The 26,863-nt window shown below is 70.4% G+C and carries 25 protein-coding genes; 9 read left to right on the plus strand and 16 right to left on the minus strand.

What is annotated here, in order from left to right:
- Positions 1–252: 252 nt before the first annotated feature.
- Genes AB0H43_RS36210 through AB0H43_RS36225 form a run of 4 tightly spaced genes read right to left on the minus strand, consistent with a single transcriptional unit; the run spans position 253 to position 2,805 of the window.
- Positions 253–798: a multicopper oxidase domain-containing protein gene (locus AB0H43_RS36210; protein WP_360007338.1), complete on the minus strand. Its 546-nt coding sequence runs from the start codon at positions 796–798 to the stop codon at positions 253–255.
- A gap of 23 nt (positions 799–821) precedes the next feature.
- Positions 822–1,874: a multicopper oxidase domain-containing protein gene (locus AB0H43_RS36215; protein ID WP_360007341.1), complete on the minus strand. Its 1,053-nt coding sequence runs from the start codon at positions 1,872–1,874 to the stop codon at positions 822–824.
- A 10-nt stretch (positions 1,875–1,884) separates the two neighbouring features.
- On the minus strand, positions 1,885–2,331 hold the full coding sequence (locus AB0H43_RS36220; RefSeq protein ID WP_360007343.1) for a hypothetical protein: 447 nt from the start codon (positions 2,329–2,331) through the stop codon (positions 1,885–1,887).
- Positions 2,332–2,364: 33 nt separating this feature from the next.
- Complete coding sequence (locus AB0H43_RS36225; RefSeq protein WP_360007346.1) at positions 2,365–2,805, minus strand: nuclear transport factor 2 family protein; 441 nt, start codon at positions 2,803–2,805, stop codon at positions 2,365–2,367.
- A 105-nt stretch (positions 2,806–2,910) separates the two neighbouring features.
- Between AB0H43_RS36225 and AB0H43_RS36230 the strand changes: the two genes are divergently transcribed.
- Both AB0H43_RS36230 and AB0H43_RS36235 read left to right on the plus strand, forming a co-directional pair.
- On the plus strand, positions 2,911–3,810 hold the full coding sequence (locus AB0H43_RS36230) for a LysR family transcriptional regulator (RefSeq protein WP_360007349.1): 900 nt from the start codon (positions 2,911–2,913) through the stop codon (positions 3,808–3,810).
- 88 nt (positions 3,811–3,898) lie between these two features.
- Positions 3,899–4,687, plus strand: coding sequence for a DUF899 domain-containing protein (locus tag AB0H43_RS36235; protein WP_360007352.1), 789 nt, complete (start codon positions 3,899–3,901; stop codon positions 4,685–4,687).
- Positions 4,688–4,762: 75 nt separating this feature from the next.
- On the opposite strand, the gene AB0H43_RS36240 is transcribed toward AB0H43_RS36235, so the two are convergent.
- Positions 4,763–6,001, minus strand: a complete 1,239-nt coding sequence (locus AB0H43_RS36240) for an Ig-like domain-containing protein (protein WP_360007354.1) — start codon at positions 5,999–6,001, stop codon at positions 4,763–4,765.
- Positions 6,002–6,096: 95 nt separating this feature from the next.
- On the opposite strand from AB0H43_RS36240, the gene AB0H43_RS36245 reads away from it, so the two are divergent.
- On the plus strand, positions 6,097–7,593 hold the full coding sequence (locus AB0H43_RS36245; protein WP_360007357.1) for a hypothetical protein: 1,497 nt from the start codon (positions 6,097–6,099) through the stop codon (positions 7,591–7,593).
- A 33-nt stretch (positions 7,594–7,626) separates the two neighbouring features.
- Here the strand turns inward: AB0H43_RS36245 and AB0H43_RS36250 are convergent, their stop codons facing one another.
- Complete coding sequence (locus AB0H43_RS36250) at positions 7,627–7,938, minus strand: hypothetical protein (RefSeq protein ID WP_360007360.1); 312 nt, start codon at positions 7,936–7,938, stop codon at positions 7,627–7,629.
- 263 nt (positions 7,939–8,201) lie between these two features.
- On the opposite strand from AB0H43_RS36250, the gene AB0H43_RS36255 reads away from it, so the two are divergent.
- Positions 8,202–9,821: a serine/threonine-protein kinase gene (locus AB0H43_RS36255; RefSeq protein ID WP_360007362.1), complete on the plus strand. Its 1,620-nt coding sequence runs from the start codon at positions 8,202–8,204 to the stop codon at positions 9,819–9,821.
- Positions 9,822–9,946: 125 nt separating this feature from the next.
- Positions 9,947–10,423, plus strand: coding sequence for a hypothetical protein (locus AB0H43_RS36260; RefSeq protein ID WP_360007365.1), 477 nt, complete (start codon positions 9,947–9,949; stop codon positions 10,421–10,423).
- Positions 10,424–10,452: 29 nt separating this feature from the next.
- On the opposite strand, the gene AB0H43_RS36265 is transcribed toward AB0H43_RS36260, so the two are convergent.
- The 3 genes from AB0H43_RS36265 to AB0H43_RS36275 form a co-directional block, all read right to left on the minus strand.
- A complete protein-coding gene (locus AB0H43_RS36265) occupies positions 10,453–11,175 on the minus strand; it encodes a LuxR C-terminal-related transcriptional regulator (protein ID WP_360007368.1) in 723 nt (240 codons plus the stop codon).
- A 40-nt stretch (positions 11,176–11,215) separates the two neighbouring features.
- A complete protein-coding gene (locus AB0H43_RS36270) occupies positions 11,216–11,473 on the minus strand; it encodes a DUF4287 domain-containing protein (RefSeq protein WP_360007370.1) in 258 nt (85 codons plus the stop codon).
- Between the two features lie 153 nt (positions 11,474–11,626).
- Positions 11,627–12,772, minus strand: a complete 1,146-nt coding sequence (locus AB0H43_RS36275) for a sporulation protein (RefSeq protein ID WP_360007373.1) — start codon at positions 12,770–12,772, stop codon at positions 11,627–11,629.
- Positions 12,773–12,867: 95 nt separating this feature from the next.
- Here AB0H43_RS36275 and AB0H43_RS36280 point away from each other — a divergent pair, with 95 nt between their 5' ends.
- Positions 12,868–13,296, plus strand: coding sequence for a MerR family transcriptional regulator (locus AB0H43_RS36280; RefSeq protein WP_360007376.1), 429 nt, complete (start codon positions 12,868–12,870; stop codon positions 13,294–13,296).
- Positions 13,297–13,367: 71 nt separating this feature from the next.
- Here AB0H43_RS36280 and AB0H43_RS36285 read toward each other — a convergent pair whose 3' ends face one another.
- Together AB0H43_RS36285 and AB0H43_RS36290 are read right to left on the minus strand one after the other, a co-directional pair.
- Positions 13,368–13,928 (minus strand): hypothetical protein, encoded by a 561-nt coding sequence (locus AB0H43_RS36285; protein ID WP_360007379.1) that lies wholly within the window; start codon positions 13,926–13,928, stop codon positions 13,368–13,370.
- A gap of 95 nt (positions 13,929–14,023) precedes the next feature.
- Positions 14,024–16,732 (minus strand): BTAD domain-containing putative transcriptional regulator, encoded by a 2,709-nt coding sequence (locus AB0H43_RS36290; RefSeq protein ID WP_360007381.1) that lies wholly within the window; start codon positions 16,730–16,732, stop codon positions 14,024–14,026.
- A gap of 528 nt (positions 16,733–17,260) precedes the next feature.
- Here AB0H43_RS36290 and AB0H43_RS36295 point away from each other — a divergent pair.
- On the plus strand, positions 17,261–19,096 hold the full coding sequence (locus AB0H43_RS36295) for an AMP-binding protein (protein WP_360007384.1): 1,836 nt from the start codon (positions 17,261–17,263) through the stop codon (positions 19,094–19,096).
- A gap of 165 nt (positions 19,097–19,261) precedes the next feature.
- Here the strand turns inward: AB0H43_RS36295 and AB0H43_RS36300 are convergent, their stop codons facing one another.
- Genes AB0H43_RS36300 through AB0H43_RS36315 form a run of 4 tightly spaced genes read right to left on the minus strand, consistent with a single transcriptional unit; the run spans position 19,262 to position 23,395 of the window.
- Positions 19,262–20,395 (minus strand): acyl-CoA dehydrogenase family protein, encoded by a 1,134-nt coding sequence (locus AB0H43_RS36300; RefSeq protein ID WP_360007387.1) that lies wholly within the window; start codon positions 20,393–20,395, stop codon positions 19,262–19,264.
- Positions 20,392–21,420 carry an LLM class F420-dependent oxidoreductase gene (locus AB0H43_RS36305; RefSeq protein ID WP_360007390.1) on the minus strand — a complete coding sequence of 343 codons (1,029 nt, stop codon included), beginning with the start codon at positions 21,418–21,420 and terminating at the stop codon, positions 20,392–20,394. The genes AB0H43_RS36300 and AB0H43_RS36305 overlap by 4 nt, the downstream gene beginning before the upstream one ends.
- A complete protein-coding gene (locus tag AB0H43_RS36310; RefSeq protein WP_360007393.1) occupies positions 21,420–22,577 on the minus strand; it encodes a CaiB/BaiF CoA-transferase family protein in 1,158 nt (385 codons plus the stop codon). The genes AB0H43_RS36305 and AB0H43_RS36310 overlap by 1 nt, the downstream gene beginning before the upstream one ends.
- Positions 22,574–23,395, minus strand: a complete 822-nt coding sequence (locus AB0H43_RS36315) for an enoyl-CoA hydratase-related protein (protein ID WP_360007395.1) — start codon at positions 23,393–23,395, stop codon at positions 22,574–22,576. The genes AB0H43_RS36310 and AB0H43_RS36315 overlap by 4 nt, the downstream gene beginning before the upstream one ends.
- Before the next feature lie 43 nt (positions 23,396–23,438).
- On the opposite strand from AB0H43_RS36315, the gene AB0H43_RS36320 reads away from it, so the two are divergent.
- Positions 23,439–24,131, plus strand: coding sequence for a GntR family transcriptional regulator (locus tag AB0H43_RS36320; RefSeq protein WP_360007397.1), 693 nt, complete (start codon positions 23,439–23,441; stop codon positions 24,129–24,131).
- On the opposite strand, the gene AB0H43_RS36325 is transcribed toward AB0H43_RS36320, so the two are convergent.
- On the minus strand, positions 24,082–25,596 hold the full coding sequence (locus AB0H43_RS36325) for an aldehyde dehydrogenase family protein (RefSeq protein WP_360007400.1): 1,515 nt from the start codon (positions 25,594–25,596) through the stop codon (positions 24,082–24,084). The genes AB0H43_RS36320 and AB0H43_RS36325 overlap by 50 nt on opposite strands.
- Before the next feature lie 74 nt (positions 25,597–25,670).
- On the opposite strand from AB0H43_RS36325, the gene AB0H43_RS36330 reads away from it, so the two are divergent.
- Positions 25,671–26,822, plus strand: coding sequence for an acyl-CoA dehydrogenase family protein (locus tag AB0H43_RS36330; RefSeq protein ID WP_360007402.1), 1,152 nt, complete (start codon positions 25,671–25,673; stop codon positions 26,820–26,822).
- Positions 26,823–26,863: the final 41 nt, after the last annotated feature.

A 26,863-nucleotide genomic window follows, 5' to 3' on the forward strand; every position in this document is an offset into this window, starting at 1 on the left:
TTCAGCGCGAGATCGAGGACGCGCTGTCGGAGCGGATCCTGTTCAACGAGCTCAAGTCCGGGCAGAAGGTCGTCGTCGACTGCGAAGGCGACCCGGCCGACATCGAGAACGCGAAGCTCGTCTTCTTCGATCCTCGGGCGGCGGAAGGTCTGCTCTCGGCGAGCTGACCGCGGTGGGTGGAGTGTCCAGCCCGGCGCGGCCGGACGCTCCACCCGTCAGCCCGGCTGGACACTCCCCGTCGGCATCGGCGGCTCAGACGACCTCGAGGTTGGCCATCATGCCCATGTCCTCGTGCTCGGCGTTGTGGCAGTGGAACAGGTAGCGGCCCCGGTATCCGTCGAAGCGGGTGATGATCTCCGCCGACTCCCCCGGACGCAGGGAGATGGTGTCCTTCAGCCCGGCATCCTGCGGCAGCGGCTCGCCGCCGCCGCGGGACAGGACGCGGAACCCGACGAGGTGCAGATGGACCGGGTGATGGACGTCGGCGATCAACCGCCACACCTCGACGTCGCCGAGGCGCGTAGTGACGTCGATACGGCTCGGATCGAACGGCCGGCCGTCGATGAGCCAGCCGTGGCCGCCTCGCATCCGGCCGGCCCGGAATGCGAGATCCCGCACCACCGTCGCCGACGACCGGTCCCACTCCGGCAGGTCATCGGCGAGCTTGTCCGGGATGCGCGCGCCCGCGCCACGGCGTACGAGGTGGAACTGCAGAACATCGGCCGTGCGTCCGGTTCCCAGGCGGTTGACCAGCCGAACCCGTGAGCCGACCGGCATACCGCCGAAGTCGATCAGCACGTCGTATCGTTCGGCCGGCGCTATCAGCAGCTGCTCGTGGGTACCGGGGCGGCGAGCAGCCCCTGGTCGGCGCCGATCTGGATCAAGGACAGCGGGCGTCCGTCCTCGGCGACGGCCGCCAGGTCGTAGTGCCGGGCGTTGGAGGCGTTGAGGATGCGCAGCCGGTACACGCCGGTGTCCACCTCGTGCACCGGCCATGGCGCGCCGTTGACGAGGATGACGTCACCGAGGACCCCTCCCAGGTACGCCTCTTCGACACCGGCCTCGCCCAGCAGGGCCGGATCCAGAGCCGGGTACGCCAGCCGCCCGGCGGCGTCGAAGGCGCGGTCGGCGATCATGAGCGGCACTTCGTGGTCGCCGCGCGGTAGGTCCACGGCGTCCTCGATGTCGTCGCGCACGAAGTGCATCCCGGCCAGACCTTGCCAGATCGCCGGTCCGGTGAAGTCCATGCGGTGGTCGTGATACCACAGCATCGTCGCCCGCTGGTCGAGCGGAAACTCATACGCACGTTGCGTGTTCGAGACGACGGCCCGGGCGTCCGCCATGCCCTCTCCGGCAGAACTGTGTCCGGCAGAACTGTGTCCGGCAGAGCTGTGTTCGGCGGAACCGTGGCCGGCGTGCTCCCCGAGCGCCGCCCACGCGGCGGGAAGAACGAGATCGGTCGGGTAGCCGTCGTGCGCGGCCGGGGTACGCCCGCCGTGAAGATGAACCACGGTCGGCACCGGCAGCTCGTTGCGATGGGTCACGACCACCGGACGGCCCCGGCGGGTCTCGATGGTGGGGCCGGGAAAGACACCCCCGTATGTCCACATCGGTGTGCCGATACCGGGGAGGACTTCCAGGGTGGTCTCACGCTGGGTGATCTCGTACCGGTCGGTTCCACCCGCGATGCTGACCGGTCTGAGCACCGGCGGCAGCGGCAACGGAACCGTGAACGGCGGTGGCAACGGCAGGCCGCTGCGCAGTTGGGCGCCGGTGACCGCCGGACGCCGGGACAGCGCCGCGCCTGTGGTCAGCCCGGCCGCGGCCAGCAGACCGAGCGCCCCACCGATGCCCAGCACTCGGCGTCTGGACATGGCTTGGTTCCTACTCATCGCCGCCCTCCGTACGCGCGATCGGCCGCAACGGTCCGCGCCACACGGCGACGAACTGCACGGTGAGTCCGGCGATCGTCAGCACACCCAACGGAAGGTGGAGCCACAGCGCGCCGTCCATGCCCGCGAAGTACTGCACCGTCTCCGCCGCGACCAGGCCGAGCGAGGCGAGGAACAGCCCACCTCGACGCCATCGGATTCCGAGCACGGCCGTCGCGATCACCTGCAGGTAGCCAAGCGAGGTGACGACGTCAGCGCCGACGGCATGCCAGCGCAGGCCGTCGAAACTGCCACTCAGGTACACCCCGGCGAACACAGGCTGACCGATGATGGCGACCAGGTGTGTGCTGACGACGGCTCGCACGACCCAGCCGGCGAGACTCGTCCGGTGCGCGACCTCGACTCGGGCCGTGCGTACGCTCGTGGTCGCGGTGACCATGCGCGTCCTCCTGATTTCGTCGCGGCGTCGCCGTCAGGGTTCGAGGTCGACGATTCCCTTGCCGCTGCGAACGTCCAGCGGTACGGATACCTGGTCGTGCGAGATCAGCCACGCCCCGTCGACCTTCCGGAGGCAGTAGGTGATCCGCACCCACATGCCGGTCGTCGCAGTCCCGTCCTTGACCGTGCCGCTCAGGCGGGCGAAGGCGTGCCCGAAGGCGACCTCGTCCCCGACCGTGACCGCGAGGTCGCGGACCTCGTACCGCACGTCCTCGAACACGGCGAACACCCTTGCCCAGTTCTCGAGCTTCGCGTCGATGCCCACGTGCTGCAGCGGCGGCTCGACGTCGAAGGACACGACGTCGGTCGAATAGGGCTCCTTCAACGCGTCCAGATCCTTGGCGCGCAGCCCGTCGACGATGGTGTCGATCAGGCGGCGGATCTCGGCTTCGTCTCGTTCCTGCTGCGTTTCCATGTGCTCCATCCTTCGCGGTCGTGTTCTCGCTTCGCCCTCGACGTTATGACTGCAGAGCTATCTTGTCTAAGATCAGTATTGCTATGGCGTTATGTACTCGGGAGCATGATGGACCTGCACTCGCTCAGTCAGTTCCTGGTCGTGGCGCGCCTGGAGCACCTCAGCCGGGCCGCCGAGGAGCTGCGAGTCGCCCAGCCGTCGTTGAGCCGGACCATCGCCCGGCTGGAGGCCGAACTGGGTGTGCCGCTGTTCGATCGCAGTGGCCGCCTGCGCCTGAACGACACGGGCAAGATCTTCCGGCATCACGTCGAACGGGCCCTCGGCGAACTGGACGCGGGGCGCCGAGCCGTCGCCGACGCCACCAGCCAGGGACTCGGCACCGTCCGGCTGGCCTCGGAGACGTTCCTTACCTTGACCGGGCCGCTGGCCGTCTACAAACGAGCCCATCCCGCCGCCGAGGTCGAACTCCACTGGTCCCCCGCCGATGACATGGCCCGCCGGCTCCGCGCGCAGGAAGTCGACCTGTGCCTTGCCTCGCAACCGATCCACGCCGACGGGCTGGAAGCCAGGCCGCTGTTCCGGGAGGCGGTGGGCGTGGGCACGCCCCTCGGCCATCCGCTGGCCGGACGCCGGTCGGTGAGCATCGACGAACTGGCGGACGAGCCGTTCGTCACCGCCCGCAAGGGGCATTGGCTCCGCCGGCTGCTCGATCGGCTGTTCGCCGCACGAGGCCTCACCCCGCGAATCGTCTGTGAGAGCGACGAACACAGCGCCATCGCCGACCTGATCAGTGCGGGACTCGGCATCGGCCTGGTGCCCGCCCTCGCTCTCCGCAGCTCCACCCGGGCCCCCGCCGCCTGGGTCGACGTGGAGGATCCCGACTGTTTTCGCACCGTCACCCTCTACTGGGGAGCCGACAGCCACCTGTCCACCGCGGCGGAGCTGATGCGTACGACCATCACCGACTGGAACTGGCCGACCGGCCCGGCAGCCGAGCGCGGTTGACGCAACCAAACGGTTGCGATACGTTCGAGTTGCAACCAAGTAGTTGCCAACGACCGCGTCCCCGGACGCGTTGACGGGAGGAGACGAGATGACCGTCGTGGGAAACCTGCCCGAGGTGGTGTCACCCGACGAATGGCTGGCGGCCCGGAAGGAACTGCTTCAGCGCGAAAAGGAGCTGACCAGGGCCCGCGACCAGGTCAACGCCGCACGCCGGCGGCTGCCGATGGTACGCATGGACAAGCCGTACGCGTTCGAGGGTCCGGACGGGCAGGCGAGCCTCCTCGACCTGTTCGACGGGCGTACGCAGTTGGTCATGCACCACTTCATGTTCGCGCCGGAGTGGGACGCGATGTGCCCGAGCTGCGCCTCGGCCGCCGACGGGATCGCCGGCCTGCGGCAGTTGCACGTCCGCAACACCACACTCGTCGCGGTGTCCCGAGCGCCGTACGCGAAGATCGCCGCCTTCCGCGAGCGGATGGGCTGGACGTTCCCCTGGTACTCCTCGTACGGGACCGACTTCGGCTACGACTTCCACACCGTGTTGGACGATCGGGTCGCCCCCGTGCTGCTGCACTATCGCACCGAGGCGGAGCTGGCCGAGGCCGGGACACCGTGGACCGGCGGACCGTGGACGGAGAGCATGCGCGGCACGGAGATGCCTGGCCTCAGCACGTTCCTGCGGCTGGGCGAGGAGGTCTTCCACACCTACTCCACATACGGCCGCGGGATCGAGGAGTTCCACAACGGCGACCAGTACCTCGATCTCACCGCGCTCGGCCGGCAGGAGCCCTGGGAGGAGCCTCAGGGACGAGCGACTCCGCTCGGCTTGGCGGTCGGCGGTCCGAATCTGCGCCTGCCCGACGAGTACGACGTCTGACCAGCGCCCGGCCGCCGGATGACCGATCACGGCCGACCGCCCGGCGCGGCCGCCGAGCGTACAGCGAAGAACCCGTCACACTTCCTGCAGGCCGCGACGGCGCAGGACGAACAGCAGCGCGACGCCGACGAGCACCAGGACCACGCCGCCGCCGAGGATCAACCGCAGGCCGGTGCCGGTCACCGGCATCCATCCCGGCGACTCGCTGGGGCTGGTGCTGGGCGACGCCGGGCCGGTGCCCGCTGCCGTCGGTGACGGGCTCGGTGGGTCGATCGGCGTCCAGCTCACCGTGTTGTCGGTGCTGGTCGACGCGGTGTTGCCCACCCCGGCCGAACTGGTCGCCGCACTGGCCGCGATGGCCGCGGTCACCGTGCCGGCGGTGGTCATACCGGTGACGGTCACCGTGTACTGCGCGCCGCTCCCGCTGACGACCGCGGCGAGAACGCCGCCCGCAGTGCTGCTCACCAAGCTGACGTCGCCCGCGTCGAACCCGGTGACCGGCTCGCTGAACTTCACCGCGAACACGATCGACGCCGTCGACGTCGGATCGGTCTGGTCCGGTCCTTGATCGATCGTCACTCCGGGCGCCACCGGGGTCCAGGTCACCGTGTTGTCGCTGCTGGTCGACGCGCTGCTCGGGTTGCCCGCCGCGTCGGTCGCCGCGCCCGCGCCGATCGACGCCACGACCGTGCCGCCGGTGGTCATTCCCGTGACCTTCACCGTGTACGCCGTACCACTGCCACTGACGGCCGCCGTGAGGGTGCCGCCGGCAGTGCTCCCGGCCAAGCTGACGTCGGCCGCGTCGAACCCGGTGACCGGCTCGCTGAACGACACCGCGAACACGATCGGCGCCGTCGACGCCGGGTCGGTCTGGGTCGGCGCCTGGTCGATGCCGACGGTCGGCCCGGCGACGTCCGGTGTCCAGGTGACCGTGTTGTCGCTGCTCGTGGACGCGTCGCTCGGTTCGCCGCCACCGTTGGTCGCGGCACCCGCCGGCACACTGGCCACGACCGTGCCGCCGGTGGTCATTCCCGTGACGTTCACCGTGTACGCCGTACCACTGCCGCTGACGACCGCGGCGAGAGTGCCGCCGGCTGTGCTGCCGGCGAGACTCACATCGGCCGCGTCGAAACCAGTGACCGGCTCGCTGAAGGTCACCGCGAACGTGATCGGCGCCGCCGAGGCCGGGTCGGCTTGCGACGGGCCTTGGTCGACGGTGACCGTCGGCGCGGCCGCGTAGGCCGACGCGGCGAGGAGGGGACTCAGCGCGATGGTCGTGCCGAGGACAAACGCGATGGTGGCGCGAGCGGACATGCGGCTATCCCCGGGGAATCGTCGTTGACGGATATCTCAGGCTACCCTAGTGTCTCCAGGTAGTCAGGTCACCTTACTACCTTCGGGGGCGCGCTGTGTACCTCGTCTTGGTCGGCATCACGGTCGCCGCCGGAGTGGCGGTGTGGTTCGGCCTGTACGCCGGAGTGCTCGCACTCACCCGGTCGCCGAAGGTACGGCCGGCGGCGTCCACACCCGACCTGGGCGACGAGACGCCGGCCGTGGCCGGCCTGCTGGCCAGCGGATGGCGTACGCCGGCCGACGCCGGGCAGGCCACCCTGCTCGATCTGGCCGGGCGCGGGCTGATCGAGCTACGCCAGCCGGGTCGCGACGCGACACAGACGACAGTCCAGGTGAACCGGTCGGGTTCCCGCGACGGGCTCACCGCGTACGAGCGCATGGTGCTGGACCGGGTCGAAGGCGTGGCACGCACCGGCCCGGCGCCGGTGAGCGCGTTGACGTTCCGGGACGAGGGCGCCGCGCGTTCGTGGCACCGCCGGATCCAGGCGGAGGTCGTCGCCGACGCCCGCCGACGCGGCCTGTCCCGGCGGCGCTTCGGCGCCTGGGCGATCACCGTGCTCGCCGTGACCGGGATCGCCATCGGCATCGGCATCGCCGCCGTGGCAGTGGTCACCGCGCCGGCCGACGACGAGGGCGACACGGCGAAGTTCGGCATGATCGTGGGGCTGGCCCTCGCCGCGTACGGGCTGCGGTATCCCGGCGAACGCGACACCCCGGCCGGACGGGCTCGGGCCGCGCACTGGCTGGGCGTACGCCAGTGGATCCAGGCGCAGCCGGCGTTGGCGTACCAGCCGCCCGCCGCGGCGGCGTACTCCAACGGCTACCTGCCGTACGCCGCGGCGCTGGGCACGGCCCGGCTGGCCGGCGCCGTGCTGGATCTCGGGATGGGCAGCCGGAACTCGGCCTGGTCCCGACACGGCGGGCAGTGGCACCGCGTACGCGTCAGCTATCCCACCAACTACCGCCGCTACGGGCGAACGGTGTGGCAGCTCGCCTCGCAAGCCGTCCTGCGGCTGGCAGCGGGCATCGCGCTCGTCGTCTTCTACGACCGGCCGCGTGGGTGGCTCGCAGCCGTCTCCCCCCAGCTGCAGACGGATGTCTTCGACCTCCTTGAGCCGGCCTTCGTCGTCGTCGGCGTCGCCCTCCTCGCCTCCGGCGCTTACCTGCTCGTACGCACCCTGCTCGACGTCACGATGCGGCGAACCGTCACCGGCGAGATCGTCTGGATCGAGTCGTGGCGCGCCGACGACGGAGAGCGGCGCTCCTACCTCGCCATCGACGACGGGCCAGGCGAACGGACGAAGGCCTGGGTGATCGCCGAGGCCGACGTGCGGCCCTACCACCATGGCGACACGGTCCGTGCGCTCGTCCGGCCGTGGAGCCGGCGAGTCCAGCGGCTGCAGATGGTCCAGCGCGGACGCCGTCCGGCCGAGGTGGCCGACGAGAAGGACATGGACCAGCTCATGACCACTCTCGTACGCGACCGGGTCGCCGCGGCGGCCACCCGCTCCCGGACTTGGATCGAGCGCGTCGCCGACGTCCTCGGCGGCTGACCGGCGACGAGGGCGCGCCCCCGGTGGGCGAGGCTATCGGGTCAGCTGACGCCGGGCCTGCGCCCGCCACAGGTCGTTCGTCGGCCGGGCCAGCTCGGTCAGCTCCCGTTCCCAGCCGTTGTCCACCGGTACGGACGCCGCCGCGCACGCCGCCCGGGCCGCCTCGACGCTCACCGCCAGCACCACCAGCGCCTCCTGCCCGGAGGTGAGCACGATGCGCGCACGCCGCTTACCCAGGTACTCGATGGCGGCCACCGCTTCGTCGTTCGCGGCGGCGAACGCGGCGACCACAGTGGTCAGTTCTTCGGTCCCGAGCGATCGGCCGAGATCAGAGATCATCCCCATGGCCCATGCCTACCAAAGCTCCCTCCGGGTCGCCGAGCGAGATCGCGCCGACACCAGCCTCAGCCGAAAACCTGAACCGCTGCGGAAAGGCGCTGGTGGGACGCGGGCGCCGACCGGTCCGTGGGGCGAGCCCGCATGCTCGGACAATGTCCGAACGGCCGACCTCATACTCGCCTGAACGGACACACGAGGATCTGCAACGAATTGATCACAACGTGTCAGTAGGTGAATCTCTCAACCGGTTGGTGGGTACATCGTTCCTCATGCCCTCGCCCGCTCCCCCGTCCGGCCCGCTCGACCGCGACGACCTTCTGGTCGGCCGGTACCGCGTCGTCGAGGCCCTCGACTCCGGCGGCACCGCCACCGTCTGGCGGGCCCGGGACGAGCACCTGGACCGGGACGTGGCGATCAAGGTGCTCGCCGCCCGGCTCGCCGCCGATCCGGCGTCGCGAATCCGGCTGCGGGTGGAAGCCCAGGCACTGGCCTCGCTCGACCATCGGCACATCGCCACGGTGTACGACTACGGCGTGGCCGACACAGCCGCCGGTCCGGTGCCGTTCCTCGCCCTCGAACTGATCTCCGGCATCGCCCTGTCGACCCTGCTCACCGGCGGCCGGACCGTGCCCTGGCGGAAGGCTGCCGCGATCACCGCCCAAACGGCCGCCGCCCTCGCCGCCGCCCACGACCGCGGCATCGTCCACCGCGACGTGTCCGCCGCGAACATCCTTTTGACGGCCACCGGCGTGAAGCTGATCGACTTCGGCATCTGCGTCACCGCCGGCCACCGCGACCTCGACGACGAGCTGCTGCTGGGCACCCCCGCCTACATCGCGCCCGAACGTCTCGAAGGCCACCCGGGGGCGTACGCGTCCGATGTGTTCTCCCTAGGCGTGGTCCTCTACCGGATGCTCACCGGCCGGGCGCCCTTCCCCTCGGCCACCGACCAGGACTTGTTCACCGCACACCGCACCTGGTCACCCCGGCCGCTGCCGGCTGCCCTGAACGTCCCGGACACCATCGCCGGACTCTGCCATCTAGCCCTGGCCAAAGACCCCGCCGCCCGGCCATCCGCTGCCGCCATCGCCCGCGCCCTCGCCCCGTACGCCGACTCGGCCGTCGCCGAGCTGCTCCAGGAACAGCCGCCGGACCGGACGACGGCGCGCGTACCCGAAGCCCCGCCCCGCCGAAGCCGCCTCCGCCGCGCCCCGCAGTACGCCGTAGCCGCCGCGATCCTCGTCGTCGCCGTCGCGGTCACGGCCTGGGCCCTCGGAGATCGGGACTCCGGCATGCCGACCGAAAGCCTCGCCGCGGCACCGAGCGCCGGCACCACGACCCACGAGTGCGCGGTCACCTATCAGAGTCGCCACGACGACGGCCGGACCTTCAGCGCCGACATCACCGTCGCCAACCTCGCGAACACCGATCTCACCACGACCACGCTCACTCTCGAGCTCCCCGGCGACCAGCTCGTCCTGCCGGGCGACACGTGGATTCAGCGCGACCGGACAGTCACCACGTCGCACCCGATCGCCCTGGCTCCCGGCGCGGCCACCCGGCTGAGTCTGAGCGGCACCTACGCCACCAGCAACGCGTACCCGGTCCGGTTCCACCTCGGCGACCGGACTTGCTCGGTCACGATCCTCGGGCCGGCCGGCACCCCGATCACCACCCCGACGGCACCCGGATCTCCGGCCGCCACACCCGTGGGCCTGCCCGGCAGCCCGTCTGCGCCCGGCCAATCGCCCAGCGCGGTGTCCGTCGTCACCGGTACGCCGACCGCTGGAACCACTGCGACCAGCGATCCCACCGCCGGAACCAGTACGCGGGCACTACCGACGCCCAGCCGGACCAGCCCCAGCCGACCCGGGCCGGCGCAACGCTGAATCGCGGGGCGGCAAGGTCGGCGACGCAACCCACTTTGCCGGAAGTCGCAAGCAGCTGGCTCGGCTCCGGCGGCCGAGGTCATCGTGAGACGGTCCGTCAGCCACCACCTTTCGAGGAGGGCACCATGTCTCGTCTCCGCCGGACCGTCAGCGCACTCATCGCCGGCCTTGGTCTCGTCGCGGTCACCGTCGTCGTCGCCGAGCCGGCCTACGCCGGGTCGGCCCCCAACGGCTGCACCACCGTGCGGCAGCTCGGATCGACTCACTATGTGACCGGACCGGACGGAACCGTCGCCGCGTCGATGAAGCAGTTCATCGGCGACTGCGTCTCCGGTCAGCGGAACTGGGCGTACGTCTGGATCTGGGACCAGGCCCGGGCCAAATGGGATGTCCGGGTCGACTCGATCGCCATCGCCGCGAAGATCGACGGAACCTGGGTGACCAAGGGTCTCCGCTGGGGCGGCAAGGGCGAGCGGGAAGTATTGTCCGACCCGACCGCGACCGTCCCCTACTGCACGTACGCCTTCGGCTGGATCGGCTTCTACGACTCCACCGGCGGCCGGTACGTGTCCGTCCAGGGATACACCGCCACGGTGTGCTGACACGCCGGCTGCCGCCCCGGTACGCCGGCTCAGGCGGGCATCGACACCCGGCCGAGGACGATGCCCGCCTCCCAGCGCGTACCGACGCCCAGCGCGTCCAGGATCCGGCCGACGTCACTCGTGACCGTTCGCGGCGACACCCCTTGCAGGCGCGCGATCGTGGCGTCCTTGTGCCCCTGCGACAGCAGGCTGACGGTGGTCAGCTGCCGTTCGGTCAGCCGCACCAGGCCTGGGACGTCGTGGATCGGCATCGCCTCGCGCTTGATCTCGGTCCACAGACCACACAACTCGGCCACGAGGTCGGGGTGGCTGCAGAGCCAGGCGGTCGGCTGCCCCTGGACGCTCAGCGGGCCTGGGAACAGCGCCAGCCGTTCGTCGATCGCCAGGCCCGACAGCTCGACCTCACCGACCCAGGCATCCGGATGACACACCGCGAGCAGCGCCATGTGCTGCGCGTTGTTGACGCCGGAGGCGATCACGTGACCCTCCAGCCCGCGCGCCCACCACCGCTGGTTGACCGCACGCTCGCGGCGCAGCGGGTCGAAGAGCATTCGCGGCTGCAGGTTGTGGACGATCGACCGGGTGGCTCGCTCCAACTGCCCCAGGCGCGTGTTGATGGTGGAGATGCCGACCCCGAAGAGCTTCATCCCTGGATCCTCGTAACCGCCCTCAGCGGCCTCGGCGATTCGGCGTTGCACCGCCAAGCGCAGGTCCCACGAGCGCTCCGTGAGCGACTTCCGCTCCTCCGTCATGACGGGCAGCGTACCGAGCGGGGCGGCGGCCCAGGGTCGATCAGCGCCCCGGCTTGGACGCCTTGCCGTCGAGCCACAGCGGCTCCGGCTCGGTGCCGACTCGATCGCCGTTCTTGAGGACGTGCACGATCGCCATGCCATGACCTTTGCCGAGGCCGTAGGCGTCGCTCAGCCAGGTGAGGATCTCGCCGGCCTTGGTCTTCTCATCGAATCCCTGCTCGGTCGCCTCGTCGATGAGCTGCCGGGGCGTCCGGCCGGTCTTCGTCTCGATGTTGTCGAGGTATGCCTGGAAGGACATAGTGCGTCTCCGTTCTCGTCGGTCTACCCGTATGACGGTTCGAGAACGGAGAACTCATCGCTCGCGGCACGAGAAAACGCCGGGATCCGGAGGGCGCGTGGCGCAGGCGGCCGCACACCGCATCGAGCGGCGGCCGCCTGTGCCATCGGCGGCTTAGAAGTCGCCGCCGAAGTCTCCCCCACCGAAGTCGCCGCCGCCGAAGTCCTCGTAACCGCCACCGTCGTATCCGGTCTCGGTGGCACCGGCGTCCTCGAAGCCGGCCGAGTCGGCTCCGGCGTCCTCAGTCCCGCCCCCGTCAGCGGCCTCGGCGTCAGGCGCGAACGCGTCGCTGATCATGTCGCCGATGATCATGCCGCCGAAGAAGCCGAGCGCCGCGCCGCCGAGACCAGCCGCGAGGGCTCCGCCCATGCCGGGCCGGCCGTGGTAGCCGCCGTACTTGTAGCCCTGATGACCGTGACCGGAGTAGCCGTACTGACCCGGCCGTCCCTGCGGCGCGTAGCCGGGCTGCGGCTGGTGCGGCTGCATGAACGACCCCGGTGCCGCGGGCGCCGGCTGGCCGAGCTTGTCCAGCGCGGCGACCACCCAGCGGTCGACCTCCGCGGTCCAGCCGTTGTCCGCCGACAGCCGTGCGACCTCGGCCGCGGAGACGTCATGCCGATCCGCCGCGCCCGGCCGGGACGCCAGCTCGACGAAGATCGTCGTGGTGTCCGGGCCGGCTCCCGCGAACAGGAACGTCAGCATCGGGATGTGCGGGCCGGGTTGCTGACCCTCCGGGATGGGGGCGTAGAACGTGATGGCCTGCGCGGCCGGGACGCCCAGGCCCGGAGTCGGGCGCAGCTCGTTGCGGACGAACCGGCAGCCGATGGTGCCGAGCGCGTCGACGATGCTCTGCGGCACCTGGCCGGCGTCCACCACGACCGGGTCGAAGTCGGTCTTGCCACTACCGGACGCGACCGACACCTCGGTGCGTACGCCCAGGCCGACGCCGGGCATCGTCTTGCCGTAGAGCCGGGTGAACGGTGTGTTCGCCGGCAGCGGAACGGTGAACGGGATCGACGGCGTCTGCCCGTCCATCACCCGCAGGCCGCCCGCGACCGGGAACCGGCCCAGCTCGATCTCGCCTCGCGATCCACCCGCCAGCACGATCAGCGTGATCGCCGAGACGTCGGTGTCGGACTTGGCGCGCAGGTTGACCTGGCCGGACAGCTGACCGCCGGTGGCGGGCACGTGCGCGGACAGCACAGTGTCGACCTCAACCCCACCGAAGCCGAGCCCGGCGAGCAGTTTCTTGAAGACCATCTGACGCGGTTCCCTTTCGTGTCGAAAGTGCCCGAAGAAGCCGAGGCGATCCGCCGTGCGGGCCGATAGGATCAGCCACGCCGAGAAACTATCACGTGAAACTGTACGGTTGCTGGAAAGGCCTGGTCGTGGCACTCATGCGGATCGGTGAACTGGCTTCGGCAGCAGGTGTCAGCCCGCGGACCGTCGACTACTACACCCAGCTCGGTCTCCTCATGCCCGCCGAGCGCACCGCGAGCGGCTATCGCCTCTACGCAGCGGACGCGGTCGGCCTGATCGCCGCGATCCAGACGCTCGAGCAAGCCGGCCTTCGCCTGGAGGCCATCGCCGACCACATGCGCCAGACCACCGACAACCTGCCCGGCACCGTCGACCAGCTCGGCCGAACAGTCCAGGCGCTACACCAGCTGGCGAACAGCGAAAGCGGCGCCGAGGCCAACGCCATCGTCACCGCCCTGATCTCCCGTGCCCACCAGCTCGTCATGACCGCCACCGACCTTCTCGGCACCCTCCCGGGGATCTGACTCGCGGCGCTGTGCTCAGGCGTCGAAACGGGGTGGGCCCGTGTGAGCCCACCCCGTTTCGTTCGTGGGAACTACTCCCAGTAGGACCGCCAGCAGCAGTTCGGCGCCGCCTGCCACTTGTAGTGCAGCAGGTTGTCGATGCCGGTCACCTTCACCCGGATGGTGCCGCCGTTGGTGGAGAAGTAATCCGCGTACACGCCGGTGTACGCCTTGAGCTGACCGCCGAGTGAGGCCCAGCCGCTCCAGCCGCCGCCGGACAGCTGCCACTTGTGGTTGAGGTCGCCACCGGCCGCGCGGCCGAAGATCTCCAGGCGGCCGTCCTGGTTGTGGGTGACCCCGACGCCGCTGGAGACGATGCCGCCCAGGCTGTAGTTTCCGCTGTCGATCGGGCCGCCCGGCGTCGTCGCCCAGGCGTGCCAGACGGCGCCGTCGCCGCCGACCCAGAACTTCTCGGCCCGGCCGTCCGAGTTCTTTTCCGTGACGGTCGCGCCCCAGTCACCCGCGTGCGCGGGGCTGGGTGCCACGATGAGCGCCGCCACGAGCGTCGCCGCCGCGATCAACGCCTTACCGCTCGCCTTCCAGACCTGAGCGACCTTGCTCGGGCGTACCGGCTCGGATGTGGATACTGACATTCGCTTCTCCTCCGCTCGCGCGCCTCATTGGCTGCGAGAGGAAGCCTGCGCTGCCGGCCATGACGGATTCTTGACGCCGAAGCCGAGAATCTTGACTACACATTGTCACCGAAGGGCGCTGCTGCCACCGGAACCACCAGACGATCCAAGTCCGCCAAGCGCCGGCGTACCTCGGCCACGCGGTCATGCTCCAATTCGGACAGCTGCTGCTCGGCCTGCGTCCACTCGACCCGGGCACCCTCCGGGTCACCGCGGTCCACCAGGACGGAGCCCAGGTGAATGTGCGACGCGGCCAAGTAGTAGGGATCCTCGCCCCGCCTGAAGTACTGGATCGCCCGCTGAAAACAGTCGACCGCATTCTCCAGGCGCCCCAGCCGGTGATAGGCACAGCCCAAGGTGTCCCAGGTGGCGGCCCGGCCGAGCAGGAAGTCCTGGTTCGTCAAGGCTTCCAGGGCCCGGTGGCCGTACTCGACGGCCTCCTCGAAGTTCCCCACGGTGTAGGCCAGCCAGGCCATGCCGTTGAGCGCGTTGCCTTCCCCCACCGGGTTGCCTGCCTGCCGGTTCAGGCGAATGGAACGTTCGTAGTACTCGCGAGACAGGGCGGGCTCGCCGGTGCGCTGAACCATCATCGCCAAAGTGGTCAGTGTCAACGCTTCGCCTGGCAGATCGCCGATCTCCCGTTGCACGCGGCAGGCTTCTTCAGCCATGCCGCGGGCCAGATCCGCCTGCCCCATGCGGCTGTACGCGACGGCCAGGCTGTGCCGGATGTGCGCTTCCCCGGTCCGGTCGCCGTCGCGGATGACCGCGTCCAGGACGAGCCGCCCGCCCTCCAGCCGATCCTGCCAGTTGCCCCGCTGTTGCTCGAACTTGCTGAACGCCCAGCTGAGCCGCCAGGCGACCGAGGACAGACCCAGATCGAGGGCACGCCCGACAGCGGCGGCGAGCACCGGGTACTCCGTGGCGAACCAGATGTGGGCCGCCTCGTAGTCCGCCATCGGCACGACCTGAACCCCGGGCGACGGATCCGGCAAGGTCAGATATTGGTAGATCGGCGTCATCCGGAGCCGGGCGGCGTGGCTGACGTGCAGGTAGTGATGGAGAAGCCGTTCGCTCGCGGCACGGCAGGCCGTTGCGCCTTCGTCCTTCTCCGCCAGCTCCCCCGCGTACGCCCGCAGCAAGTCGTGCATCGCGTACCGGCCAGGCCGGGTCTCGGACAGCAACTGCGCAGCGAGCAGCTCCTGGATCAGCCGCCTTGTCGGACTCATCGGCAACGCCGCCAGGCTGGCCGCCGCCGGCACGCTGATGTCGTTGCCGATCTGCAGACCGAGCAGCCGGAACAGGCGCGCCCCACCGTCACTGAGCCGGCGAAGCGACCACGAGAACACCGTCCGCGCGTCGATCGCCGGATCGTCGCTGGCCAGCGCATCCAGGGTGTTGCCGTCCTCGCGCAGCTCCTGGGCGAGTACTGCCAGCGGCGCGTCCGGACGCAAGGCGATCCGGCTCGCCAGCACGGCCAGCGCCAACGGCAGCCCGGCGCAGCGGCCGACCATCTCTCGGAGCGCCTCCGGCTCGCGCGCTGCCCGGTCCGAACCGATTCGCCCGGCGACCAGCTTCGTGGCCTCCGTCTCGTCGAGCAGATCCACCGCGATCGCGCGGGCGGCGTACGCCACCAGCAGGCCCGCGAGGTGATTCCGGCTGGTCACCACGGTCCGAGCGGTGGGCGTGCCCGGGAGCAGCGGGCGTACCTGCTCCGCGTCACGCGCGTTGTCGAGGATGACCAGGACGCGCCGGCCGGCGAGCAGGCTGCGATACATCGCCGCACGGTCGTCGAGCCCTTGCGGCACCCGCTGGGACGGCACGCCGAGCGCCTCCAGGAACCCGTGCAGCGCAGCCGCCGGAGACGTCACCGCGCCGTTCGCGGAGAAGCCGTGCAGGTCCACATAGAGCTGTCCGTCCGGGAACTCGTCCACGGCGGCGCGCGCCCAGCGCACCGCCAGCGAGGTCTTTCCCACTCCGGGGGTGCCGTGCACGACGGTGATCTCCGCGGGCTCCTGCAACCAGTCGAGGTGAGCTGCCCGGCCGACGAAGCCGGTCACCCCGACAGGAATCTGCGCGGCCACCGCAACGACCGGTGCGCCGAGTTCGCCGCGAAGAATCGACTGATGCAGTTGCTGCAGGCTGGGCCCGGGGTCGACGCCGAGTTCGTCGGCGAGCGTACGGCGTAGCCGCTCGTACCGATCCATCGCCTCCGGATCGCGTTCGGCCGCGTGCAGGGCCCGCATGAGCGCGTCGATGACCGGCTCGACGAGCGGATACCGCTCAGCCAGCCGCTCCAGCACGCCGACCGCTGTCGCACCCCGGCCGAGACCGATCTCCAGCCCGGCCCACCGGACGACGGCGTCCCGATACTCGGCCTGCCAAAGATCCCGGCACTCGTCCACCCACACGCCGTCCATGCCGTCCAGCGGCTCGCCGCGCCACAACTCGATCGCGTCGCGTAAGAGCCCGGCCTGATCCGCTGGACTGCCGCCGTTCTCAGCCGCCGCGACCAACGCGCGGAAGCGCTGCAGATCGACGGTCGCGACCCCGGGATCGAGGAGATAGCCGGCCGGCTGCCGCACCAGCCGGGGTGGGTCGTCGCCGAGCCGGCCCAGCAGCCCGCGTAACCGGGCCACATGAGTGTGCAGACTGTTCCGCACCTGGCTGGGACGCTGGTCGCCCCACACCCGATCGATGAGGACATCGGGATGGATCGGCTGACCGGCGCCGGCCAGCAGCACCGCCAGCACCGTGCGTTGTCTCATCGGGCCGAGCTCGACCCGCCTGTCGCCATCCCACAACTCCACCGCGCCCAGCAGGCGAAACCGCATGAATCGCTTGCCCCCCATGCCCAGGGCCGGCTGCGACCGTCGCGAGGCGCGCAGGTCGGACGTCCCGGCCACACCGGTCTCGGACACCGGCTCGAGCGCCGCCCACTCCGCCGGCGCGTCCCGTCCGATCCACTGTAGAGCACGTTCGCCGTCTATCGCTGAGGCTGCGGTCGGTGAGCGGTGCCGCCGCGCGCGTCCGCGGCGGCACACCTCGCTGTGTCCGCGGCGGAACAGGCCCGGCAGACCGCGCCCTGGTCACCGTCGAATGACCAGATAGTTAGTACAGGTTCTCTCCTCTTCCGGCCGACCGAATCGAGAAATAAGCGCTACGGGTAGCGTCTTCCCAGAAAGTTAGCCATCGTTTACAGTGCCGTTGAGGCCGCAGAGCCCTCGACGGCACCTGAGGGGTACGCCGGCCGCACTCGACCGATCACCGCCCGGTCACGGTTGAAGGAGTACCCCATGGACACTGCTGACACCCTTGCCGATCAGTGCGCCAAGACGGCCGCCGATCTGACCATTCCCGCCCTCCTGCACCGCAACGCCACTGAGTTCGCCGACCTGCCGGCGCTGTCCACGCTCGATCGAGACGACACCCGCACCTGGGCTCAGCTCCGCGACGAGGTCGCCGAGCTGGCCGGCGGGCTGGCCGAGATCGGGCTACAGCCCGGCAGCCACATGCTGATCATGATGTCGAGCCGCCCGGAACACTGGCTCATCGATCTCGCCGCCGTCCACCTGGGCGCGGTGCCCGCCACGGTCTACCCGACCCTGAGCACCGAACAGCTGCGCTACCTGGCGGTGCACTGCGGCGCACAGGTCCTCGTGCTCGAAGGCGCCACCGAGCTGGCCCGCTGGCAGCCCATCCTGCCGGACCTGCCCGCGCTGCGCCGGATCGTGGTGATCGACGAGACCGAACCCGATGACGCCACACAGACCGTGTCCCTGTCGAAGGTGCGCGCCCTCGGCCGGGAAGCCCACCAAGCCGACCCGGACGCCTTCGAACGACGCTGGCGGGAGATCCGTCCCGACCAGCCGGTGACGTTGCTGTACACCTCGGGGACGACGGGCGACCCGAAGGGCGTCGTCCTCAGCCACCACAACGTCGTCTACCAAGCGGTGGTCCTCGAAGCCACCGTGACCGTCCCCAATCACGCGCCGACGGTGGCGTACCTGCCGTTGGCGCACATCGCCGAACGGATGCTGGGCATCTACAACCCCATCTACCGCGCCGGTCACGTGACCATCTGCCCCGACGCCACCAAGCTCATCCCGGCACTACGCACGGTCGGACCCGCTTCGTTCTTCGGCGTACCGCGGATCTGGGAGAAGATGGCCGCCGGCGTACAGGCACAGGTAGCCGCCGCCGAGCCGGCCGTCCGAGAGGCCTTCACCGCCGCCAGCGCGGTGACGCTGGAGGCGTACGAGCTGCGCGCCGCAGGCAAGCCGGTGCCCGAGGACCTGGCCGCGCGCGTGGAGCAGGCCGAAGCCACGGTGCTGCGGCCGCTCCAGGCGATGCTGGGCCTGCAGAGCATGGTCTGGGCCGGCAGCGGCGCGGCCCCGATCCCGGTCGACGTCCTGCGGTTCCTGGCCGGGCTCGGCGTCGACGTGCTCGAAGTCTGGGGCATGACCGAGACCACCGGGACCGCCACCATCAACACCCCCGGACGCTTCCGCACCGGAACTGTCGGCCGGCCCAACCCCGGCATGGAGGTACGCCTCGCCGACGACGGCGAGATCCTCGTCCGCGGACCACTGGTCTGCGCCGGATATCTCCGTGCCGACGGCAGCGTGGAGCCGGTCACGGACGCGGACGGCTGGCTCGCCACCGGCGACGTCGGAGTCCTGGACGACGACGGATTCCTCACCATCACCGACCGCAAGAAGGAACTCATCATCACTTCGAGCGGCAAGAACATCTCACCGGCGCGGATCGAGGGGTTGCTGCGGGCCCATCCGCTCATCGGTCAGGCGGTCGCGATCGGCGACCGGCGGCCCTACGTCACCGCGCTGATCGTGCTGGACGACGAAGTGGCGCCGCTGTGGGCACGGTCGCAAGGCGTAGCCGACCCACGACTGCCGGGCCTGGCTGCCGACCCGGTGCTGCTGGCCGCGATCCAGGCGGCCGTCAACGCCGCCAACGCGCAGCTGTCCCGGCCGGAGCAGGTCAAGACGTTCCGCGTCCTGCCGTCGAGCTGGACGGCGGAGTCAGGTGAGCTGACGCCGACCCTGAAGCTGCGGCGTCGCGTCATCGTGGACCGCTACCGCGACAGCATCGACGCGCTCTACGACGCTTAGGTCCGGGCCGCCGGCCCCGACGAGGGCCGGAATGCCCGTCGGTGGAACGCCATGCACCCAACCCAGCAGCGGACGGGTGTATGGCGTTCCAGTCGCGCTGCCCCCCGACGCAACGGCAGACCGCGTGTGGGCGGCGAGGTCGGCGGACGCCCCTTCAGCGCGGGTTCAGAGGCCGAGCGATCGGCCGATCACTTCCTTCATGATCTCGGTGGTACCGCCGTAGATCGTCTGGACGCGAGCGTCCAGGTACGCCTTGGCCACCGGGTACTCCCGCATGTAGCCGTAGCCGCCGTGCAGCTGGAGGCAGCGGTCCACGGTGCGCTGCTGCAGCTCGGTGCACCACCACTTCGCCATCGCCGCCGTCTCCGCGGTGAGCGTCGGCTCGACGAGGCACCGGTCGACGAAGACGCGGCCGAGGCGCAGTTCGGTGGCGAGTTCGGCCAGCACGAACCGGTTGTGCTGGAAGCTGCCGATCGGGCGGCCGAACGCCTGCCGCTGCTTGCAGTACGCCAAAGTCTGCTCGAACACCGTCTCCGCCCCGGCCAGGGCCGCGACGGCGATCGACAGCCGTTCGAAGGGAAGGTTGCGCATCAGGTACGCGAAACCCTGGCCCTCCTCGCCGAGGAGGTTGGCTGCCGGGACGCGTACGCCGGAGAAGAACAGTTCGGCGGTGTCCTGCGCCTTCTGGCCGATCTTGTCGAGGTTGCGGCCCCGTTCGAAGCCGGGCATGTCCCGTTCGACGACCAGCAGGCTCATGCCCCGATGCCCGGCGGCCGGATCGGTACGCGCCACGACGATGACCAGATCGGCCAGGATTCCGTTGCTGATGAACGTCTTCTGCCCGTTGAGCACATACTCGTCGCCGTCGCGTACCGCCGTGGTCGTGATGCCCTGCAGGTCGCTGCCCGCCCCGGGTTCGGACATCGCGATCGCGGTGATGATCTCGCCGGAGCAGAACCCGGGCAGCCACCGCTGCTTCTGCTCCTCGGTGGTCAGATCGGTGAGGTACGGCCCGATGATGTCGTTGTGCAGCCCGAAGGCGGGACCGCTGGCGCCCGCCCGGGCAAGTTCCTCGGTGAGCACGGCGTTGAAGCGCCGGTCGGCCACACCACCGCCGCCGTACTGCTCGTCGACGAAGAAGCCCAGGAGACCGGCGGCTCCGGCGGCCCGCCACACGCCGCGGTCGACGACGCCGTCGGCCTCCCAGCGGTCGTGGTGCGGGGCGATCTCCTTGTCGATGAAGGCGCGCACCAGTTCGGCGAACGCGCGGTGGTCGGCGGTGAGGATGTCTCGGTTCATCGGGCCATGTCCTTCACTGCGGCGATGAGGCGCCGGGGATCGGAGCCCAGCGGCGTAACGTTGAGAATCGTGACTCCGGCGTCGCGATAGGCCTGTACGCGATCGCGTACGTAACTCTCGGGCCCGATCAGGCTGGTGCGTTCCAGCAGTTCGGCCGGCACTGCGGCGGCCGCCTCCGCCTTGCGGCCGGCCAGGTAGAGGTCTTGGATGCGATCCGCCTCGGCGGCGTACCCGTAGCGGCACAGCAGATCGTGGTAGAAGTTGCGGCCCTTGGCGCCCATGCCGCCGACGTACAGGGCGATCAGCGGGCGGGCGAGGTCGCGCAGGCCGGTCACGTCCGGGCCGATGGCCAGTGGACCGCCGGCCACGACCTCCAGCGGATCGAGATCGCCGGACCGCTTACGCCCGCCCGCCGCGAGCGCGGAACCCCAGATGTCGGCCGCGCGCTCGGGATCGTAGAGGAACGGCAGCCACCCGTCGGCCAGTTCTGCGGTCATCTGCACGTTCTTGTCGCCGAGGCTCGCGACGTAGATCGGGATGCGGTCGCGTACCGGATGGGTGAGGATCTTCAACGGCTTGCCCAGGCCGGTGCCCGCTCCCTCCGGCAGCGGCAGCTGGTAGACGCCGTCGTTGACCAGCGTTTCCCGCCGCCACACCTGCCGGCAGATCCGGATCACCTCACGGGTCCGGGCCAGCGGCCGGTCGTACGCCACACCGTGCCAGCCCTCGATCACCTGTGGCCCCGAGGCACCGATGCCGAGCAGGGCGCGGCCGCCCGACATCGCGTCCAGTCCGGCCGCGGTCTGGGCCAGCAGCGCCGGCGTACGCGAGTAGATCGGCAGGATGGCCGAACCGATCTGCATCCGGGTGGTCTTCGCGGCGAGGTAGCCCATGATGGTGGGCGCGTCGAAGCCGTAGGCCTCCGACACCCAGACCACGTCGAGACCGTCGTCTTCCCAGGCGGCCACGGCGTCCGCGCCGCTCCGGGGATCCGCGGCGTACGCCAGCGGTGTCGCGATTCGCATCAGTGCGCTCCTCCTGTCTGGCTGACCGCGCCGGTGTCCAGCCAGCGCCCAAGATGTGTTCCGAGTCCCCACTCGGTGAGGACGTTCTCGGTGTCCGTCCCCGGAATCGGCGGCCGGCCCCCGATCTCCCCCGGGGTCTGCGACAGGCGCGGTGCGACCGCGGGCTGCCGTACGCCGAACTGCTCCTCGAACGTCGAACGGGCCACCAGATGCGGATGACGTGGCGCCTCGGTGAGCGACAGCACCGGTGCCACACAGGCGTCGGTGCCCTCGAACACCTTGCTCCATTCGTCGCGGGTGCGTCCGGCGAAGACCTCGGTGAACCGCGTACGCAGCACCGGCCATCCGGCGACGTCGTGCTGGGCCGGCAACTCCTCCTCGGTCAGGCCGAGCAGCCGCAGCAGTTCGGCGTAGAACTGCGGTTCCAGTGCGCCCACCGCCATGTGCCCGCCGTCGGCGGTGGCGTACACGTCGTAGAAGGGCGCCCCGCCGTCGAGCAGGTTGCGGCCCCGGTCGGGCCGCCATGCGCCGGCGGCGAGCAGACCGGAGAAGAGGGTGGTGAGGTGGGCGGCGCCGTCGACGATCGCGGCGTCGACGACCTGCCCGCGCCCGGTGGACTTGGCCACGTGCAGTGCGGCCAGGCAGCCGACGACGAGATAGAGCGCACCGCCGCCGAAGTCGCCGACGAGGTTGAGCGGGATCTGCGGCGGCCCGCCCGGACGGCCGATCGGATGCAAAGCTCCGGCGACGGCGATGTAGCCGATGTCGTGACCGGCGGCGCGGGCCAGCGGCCCATCCTGGCCCCAGCCGGTCATCCGGCCGTAGACCAGGCCGGGGTTGCGCTGCAACGCCGCCTCCGGCCCGATGCCCAGCCGTTCGGCGACGCCGGGACGCCAGCCTTCGATGAGGATCGCGGCCTGTTCGGCCAGTGCGAGGACCACCTCGGCGCCCTCGGGATGCTTGAGATCCACGACGACCGACCGCTTGCCCCGGTTGAGCAGATCCATGCTGGGATCGGCGGCTGCCAGCGCGCCCGGTTCCGGCCGGTCCACCCGCACGACGTCGGCCCCGAGATCGGCCAGCAGCATCGTCGCGAACGGGGCCGGGCCGATCCCCGCCAGCTCCACCACGCGGACGCCGGTCAGTGGGCCGCTCATGCGCCGGACCGGGCCGCGAACCGAGGCGTACGCCGTTCAGCGATACTGGCGACGGCCTCACTGAAGTCGGCTCCGGCCAAAGATGCCGCCATGAGCCGCGTGGCCTCGGCGGCCGCGTCGGCGACCCCGGTCTCCAGGCCGGACCACACCTGCCGCCGGATCACCGCCATGGACCCGGGCGAGCAGTACGCGGCCAGGTCGGCGGCGTACGCTTGCGCCTCGGCCAGCACTTCGTCGCGGGGGAGCACTCGTTGCACCAGTCCGATCCGCAGCGCCTCCGCCGCATCGATCTTGCGACCGGACAGCAGCAGATCCAAGGCGTTGCCGACGCCGATCAGGCGGGGCAGCAGCCAAGCACTGGCGTACTCGGCGATGAGGCCGAGCCGGCTGAACGAGGTCGACAGGCGCGCCTCTGCGGCCAGGAACCGGATGTCGGCGTACAAGGCGTGGACCAGACCGAGGCCTGCTGCGCCGCCGTTGACCGCGGCGACGATCGGCGTGCCCAGCGTCAACGGCAGCTGCGGCTCGAAGCCGAACTCGTCCACGAGCTGGTCACGGTGACGCGCGTCGAGCAACCCTTGCAGCGCCGCCGGGTCGGCGCCCGCACAGAACCAGTCGCCGGAGCCGGTGACCACGATCGCGCGTACCTGCGGATCGGCGTCGGCGGCGACCAGGGCGGCGTAGTAGTCGCGGAACATGTCCAGCGTCATGGCGTTACGCCGGTCGGGCCGGTCGAACCAGATTGTGCGGACCCCGGCGCTGGTGGCGGCTCGCAGGCCGCTCCCCGCCGGTTCCACCACAGGCATGGGCGAGCTCATCGGCGCATCCTTACGACATTTGACATTTGATACCCTTGGTCCCGTGGCCGAGCGGGGCAAGACCCAAGACGTTTCCTATCCGCAGCTGTCGGAGACCGTGGCGAGCCTGCTGCGCGACCGGATCATGTCGGGCCAGCTGCGCCCCGGCGAACGGATCCGGCTCGAAGAGGTCGCCCAGGAGACCGGGCTGAGCATCACCCCCGTACGCGAGGCTCTGCTCATGCTGCGCGCCGAGGACATGGTCGAGCTGCAACCCCGCCGGGGCCACGTCGTCGCGCCCCTGTCCCGGCAGGACATCCTGGACGTGTTCGGCCTGCAGGGCGACATCGCCGGCGAGCTGGCCGCCCGGGTCGCCGTCACCATCACCACCGAGCAGCTCGACGACCTGCGACAGCAGCACGAGCGGCTGCGCCGGGCCGCACAGGCCCGGCAGACCAGCCGGGTCGAGCAGCTGGAGTTCGAGTTCCACCGCAGCATCAACCGCCTGGCTGGCGCACGCAAGTTGTCGTGGCTGCTGCGCACGGTCACCCGCTACACCCCGTCGCGCTTCTACGCGTCCAATCCGGAATGGCGCGCGGCCATGGTCGCCGATCATGAGGCGCTGCTGAGCGCGCTCGAAGCCCACGATCCGGCGACCGCCCGGCCGGCGATGGCCCGCCACTTCACCGACGGCGCGGAGCGGTTGGTCAAGCATCTCGACGGTCTGGGGATGTGGACCGGCCATGACGCCACCTGAACATCGCCAGCGAGACGCGCATCGCCGAAGCGGCCGGCTGTAGCGTCATCAGGTCGATCGGCGCCCGGAACCGCTGCCAGGTCACCGACATCGGCCGGCTGAACTCCCGCAGACCGTCGGCGCCGTGGACCCGGCCGAAGCCGGAGTCGCCGACGCCGCCGAAGGGAAGCGACGGCACACCGGCGTACCCGAGGACTGAATTGACCGAGACCGCGCCGGCCCGCAGGCGGCCGGCGAGCGCGAGCCCACGACGGCGGCTGCGCGTGAAGATCGAGCCGGACAGCCCGTAGGCGGTCGCGTTCGTCCGGCGCAGCGCCTCCTCGGCGTCGGGCACCGCGTTGACGACGAGCAGCGGGCCGAACGTCTCGTCGGTGACCGCGGCGCTGTCCTCGGGGACACCGGTCAGCAGGACCGGTTCGACGAACGGTGGCCGCACCGAACTCGCGTCGCCGACCACGGGCCGCGCGCCGCGGTCGATCGCGTCGGTGATGTGGCTCAGCACGATGCCGGGCTGCACCGGGGTGGTCATCGGCCCGTAGGGCGCATCCGGCTCCGCACCCGGGCGCACCGGCCGCACCAGGTCCGCCAGCTTGGCCAGGAACGGCTCGTAGACGGCCTGCTCGACGTAGACACGCTCGACTCCGGCACACGTCTGCCCCGCATTGCCCAGACCGCCGAATGCCGCTGCCTGAGCGGCCGCGTCCAGGTCGGCGTCGGCCGTGACGATCAGCGCGTCCTTGCCCCCGCCTTCGATGACGACCGGGGTCAGCCGCTCTGCGCATGCGGCCATCACCGCGCGCGCGGTCGCCGCCGATCCGGTGAACGCGAGCTTGTCGACCGCGGCCCGGCACAACGCGGCCCCGGTCGTGCCGTCACCGGTGACGACCTGCAGGACCGGTCGTCCGGGCAGCAGCTCGTCCCAGCGCTGCGCCAGCCACACGCCGACGCCCGGAGTGAACTCGCTCGGCTTGAACACCACGGCGTTGCCTGCGGCCAGTGCGTGTGAGACCGCCCCCATCGGCGTGTAAACGGGGTAGTTCCACGGCCCGATCACCCCGACGACGCCATAAGGCACATAGGTCACCGAACTGGCCTGGTTGAAGGCCAGCATGCCGGAGGAGACCGACCGTCGCTTCAGGACACGGTGGGCATGCCGCGCGGCCCAGTCCAGGTGCTCGACGGCCAGCATCACCTCCAGCTGCGCGCCGGCCACCGACTTGCCGGTCTCACTCCGGATCAGCTCCGCCAGTTCGTCGATCCGGCTCGCGATCGACGACTTGTACGCGAGAAGGTGCCGCCGCCGCTGCCGGGCCGGCAGGCCCGCCCACCAGCCGGCGGCGTCGCGGGCTCGCTGGACGGCGGCGGCTACGGCGGCCTCGTCGGCGATGTCGTAGTCGGCGCGGGACTCTCCGGTTATCGGGTCCACGACGTGGAGCCGACGAGGGTGCTCAACGAGGGACGTCATCCCCGGCCTCCTGACATTTGATATTCGATAGTTTAGCCTTGCTGTCAACCCCTTGTGACGCTGGAGGTATCGCGGTGGACTGGAGCGACGAGCAGAGATCACTGGTCGAGGCGGTGCGGGACTTCTGCCGCCGAGAAGCCGGAACGCGGGAGCAGCGGCAGCGGCTGACCAACGGCGGCCGGGAGAACCACAGCCCGGAGCTGTACCACAAGATGGCCGACCTCGGCTGGCTGGGTCTGTCGCTGCCGGAGGAGTTCGACGGCGGCGGCGCGGGCATGGTGGAGCTGTGCCTGTTCCTGGAGGAGACCGCCCGGGCGATGGCCCCGATCGGCGGGTTCACCACCTCGATCATCGTCGCCGCGACCTATGAGCGGTTCGGTTCCCTGGACCAGAAGAAGCTCATCTTGGGCGGCGTCGCCCAAGGCATCGTCGAGGCGGTGGCGATGTCCGAGCCGGAGGCCGGTTCCGATGTGGCGAACCTCAGCTGCCGGGCCGAGCGCCGCGGTGACGGGTTCGTCGTCAACGGACAGAAGACCTGGTGCTCCAACGCCCACCTCGCCGAGCACATCCTGCTGGTCGCCCGTACCTCCGGCCACGCCGGTGACCACGACGGCCTGACCATGTTCCTCGTCCCCACCGGTACGCCCGGCCTGACCGTCTCCGGCATCGACACCATGGGCGGCCGCGAGGTCAACGACCTCTACTTCGCCGACTGCGTACTGCCGGCCGACGCCGTGGTCGGGCAGGTGGACCAGGGCTGGCGGCAGCTGATGGCGGGACTCAACATGGAGCGGCTGATCCTCGCCAGCGTCATGCTCGGCACCGCCCAGCGCGCGTTCGACGACGTCGTCGAGTACGTCAAGAACCGCCGCCAGTTCCGCCGGCCCATCGGCTCGTTCCAGGTCATCCGGCACCGCCTGGCCGACCTGGCCACCGAGATCGAATGCGCCCGCCTCCTCGTCTACAACACCGCGAGGCAAGTCGATCGGTCGCCGGCGACGGTGCTGCCCCGGGAGAGTTCGATGGCCAAGCTCAAGGCCACCGAGACCGCCCGCCGGGTCGCCCTGGACGCCATGCAGATGATGGGCGGCTACGGGTACGCGACCGAGTTCGACATGGAGCGCCTCGTCCGGGCCTCGGTCGTGTCGACCGTCTACGGCGGCACCAGCGAGATCCAGCGCGAAATCATCGCCAAGACCTACGGGCTGTCCGACCAGTTGCAGTGACGCGGGCATCCCGTCGGCCGTTCGGCCGACGGGATGCCGTC

The sequence above is a fragment of the Hamadaea sp. NPDC050747 genome (genome assembly GCF_040654195.1).
Classification (GTDB): Bacteria; Actinomycetota; Actinomycetes; order Mycobacteriales; family Micromonosporaceae; genus Hamadaea.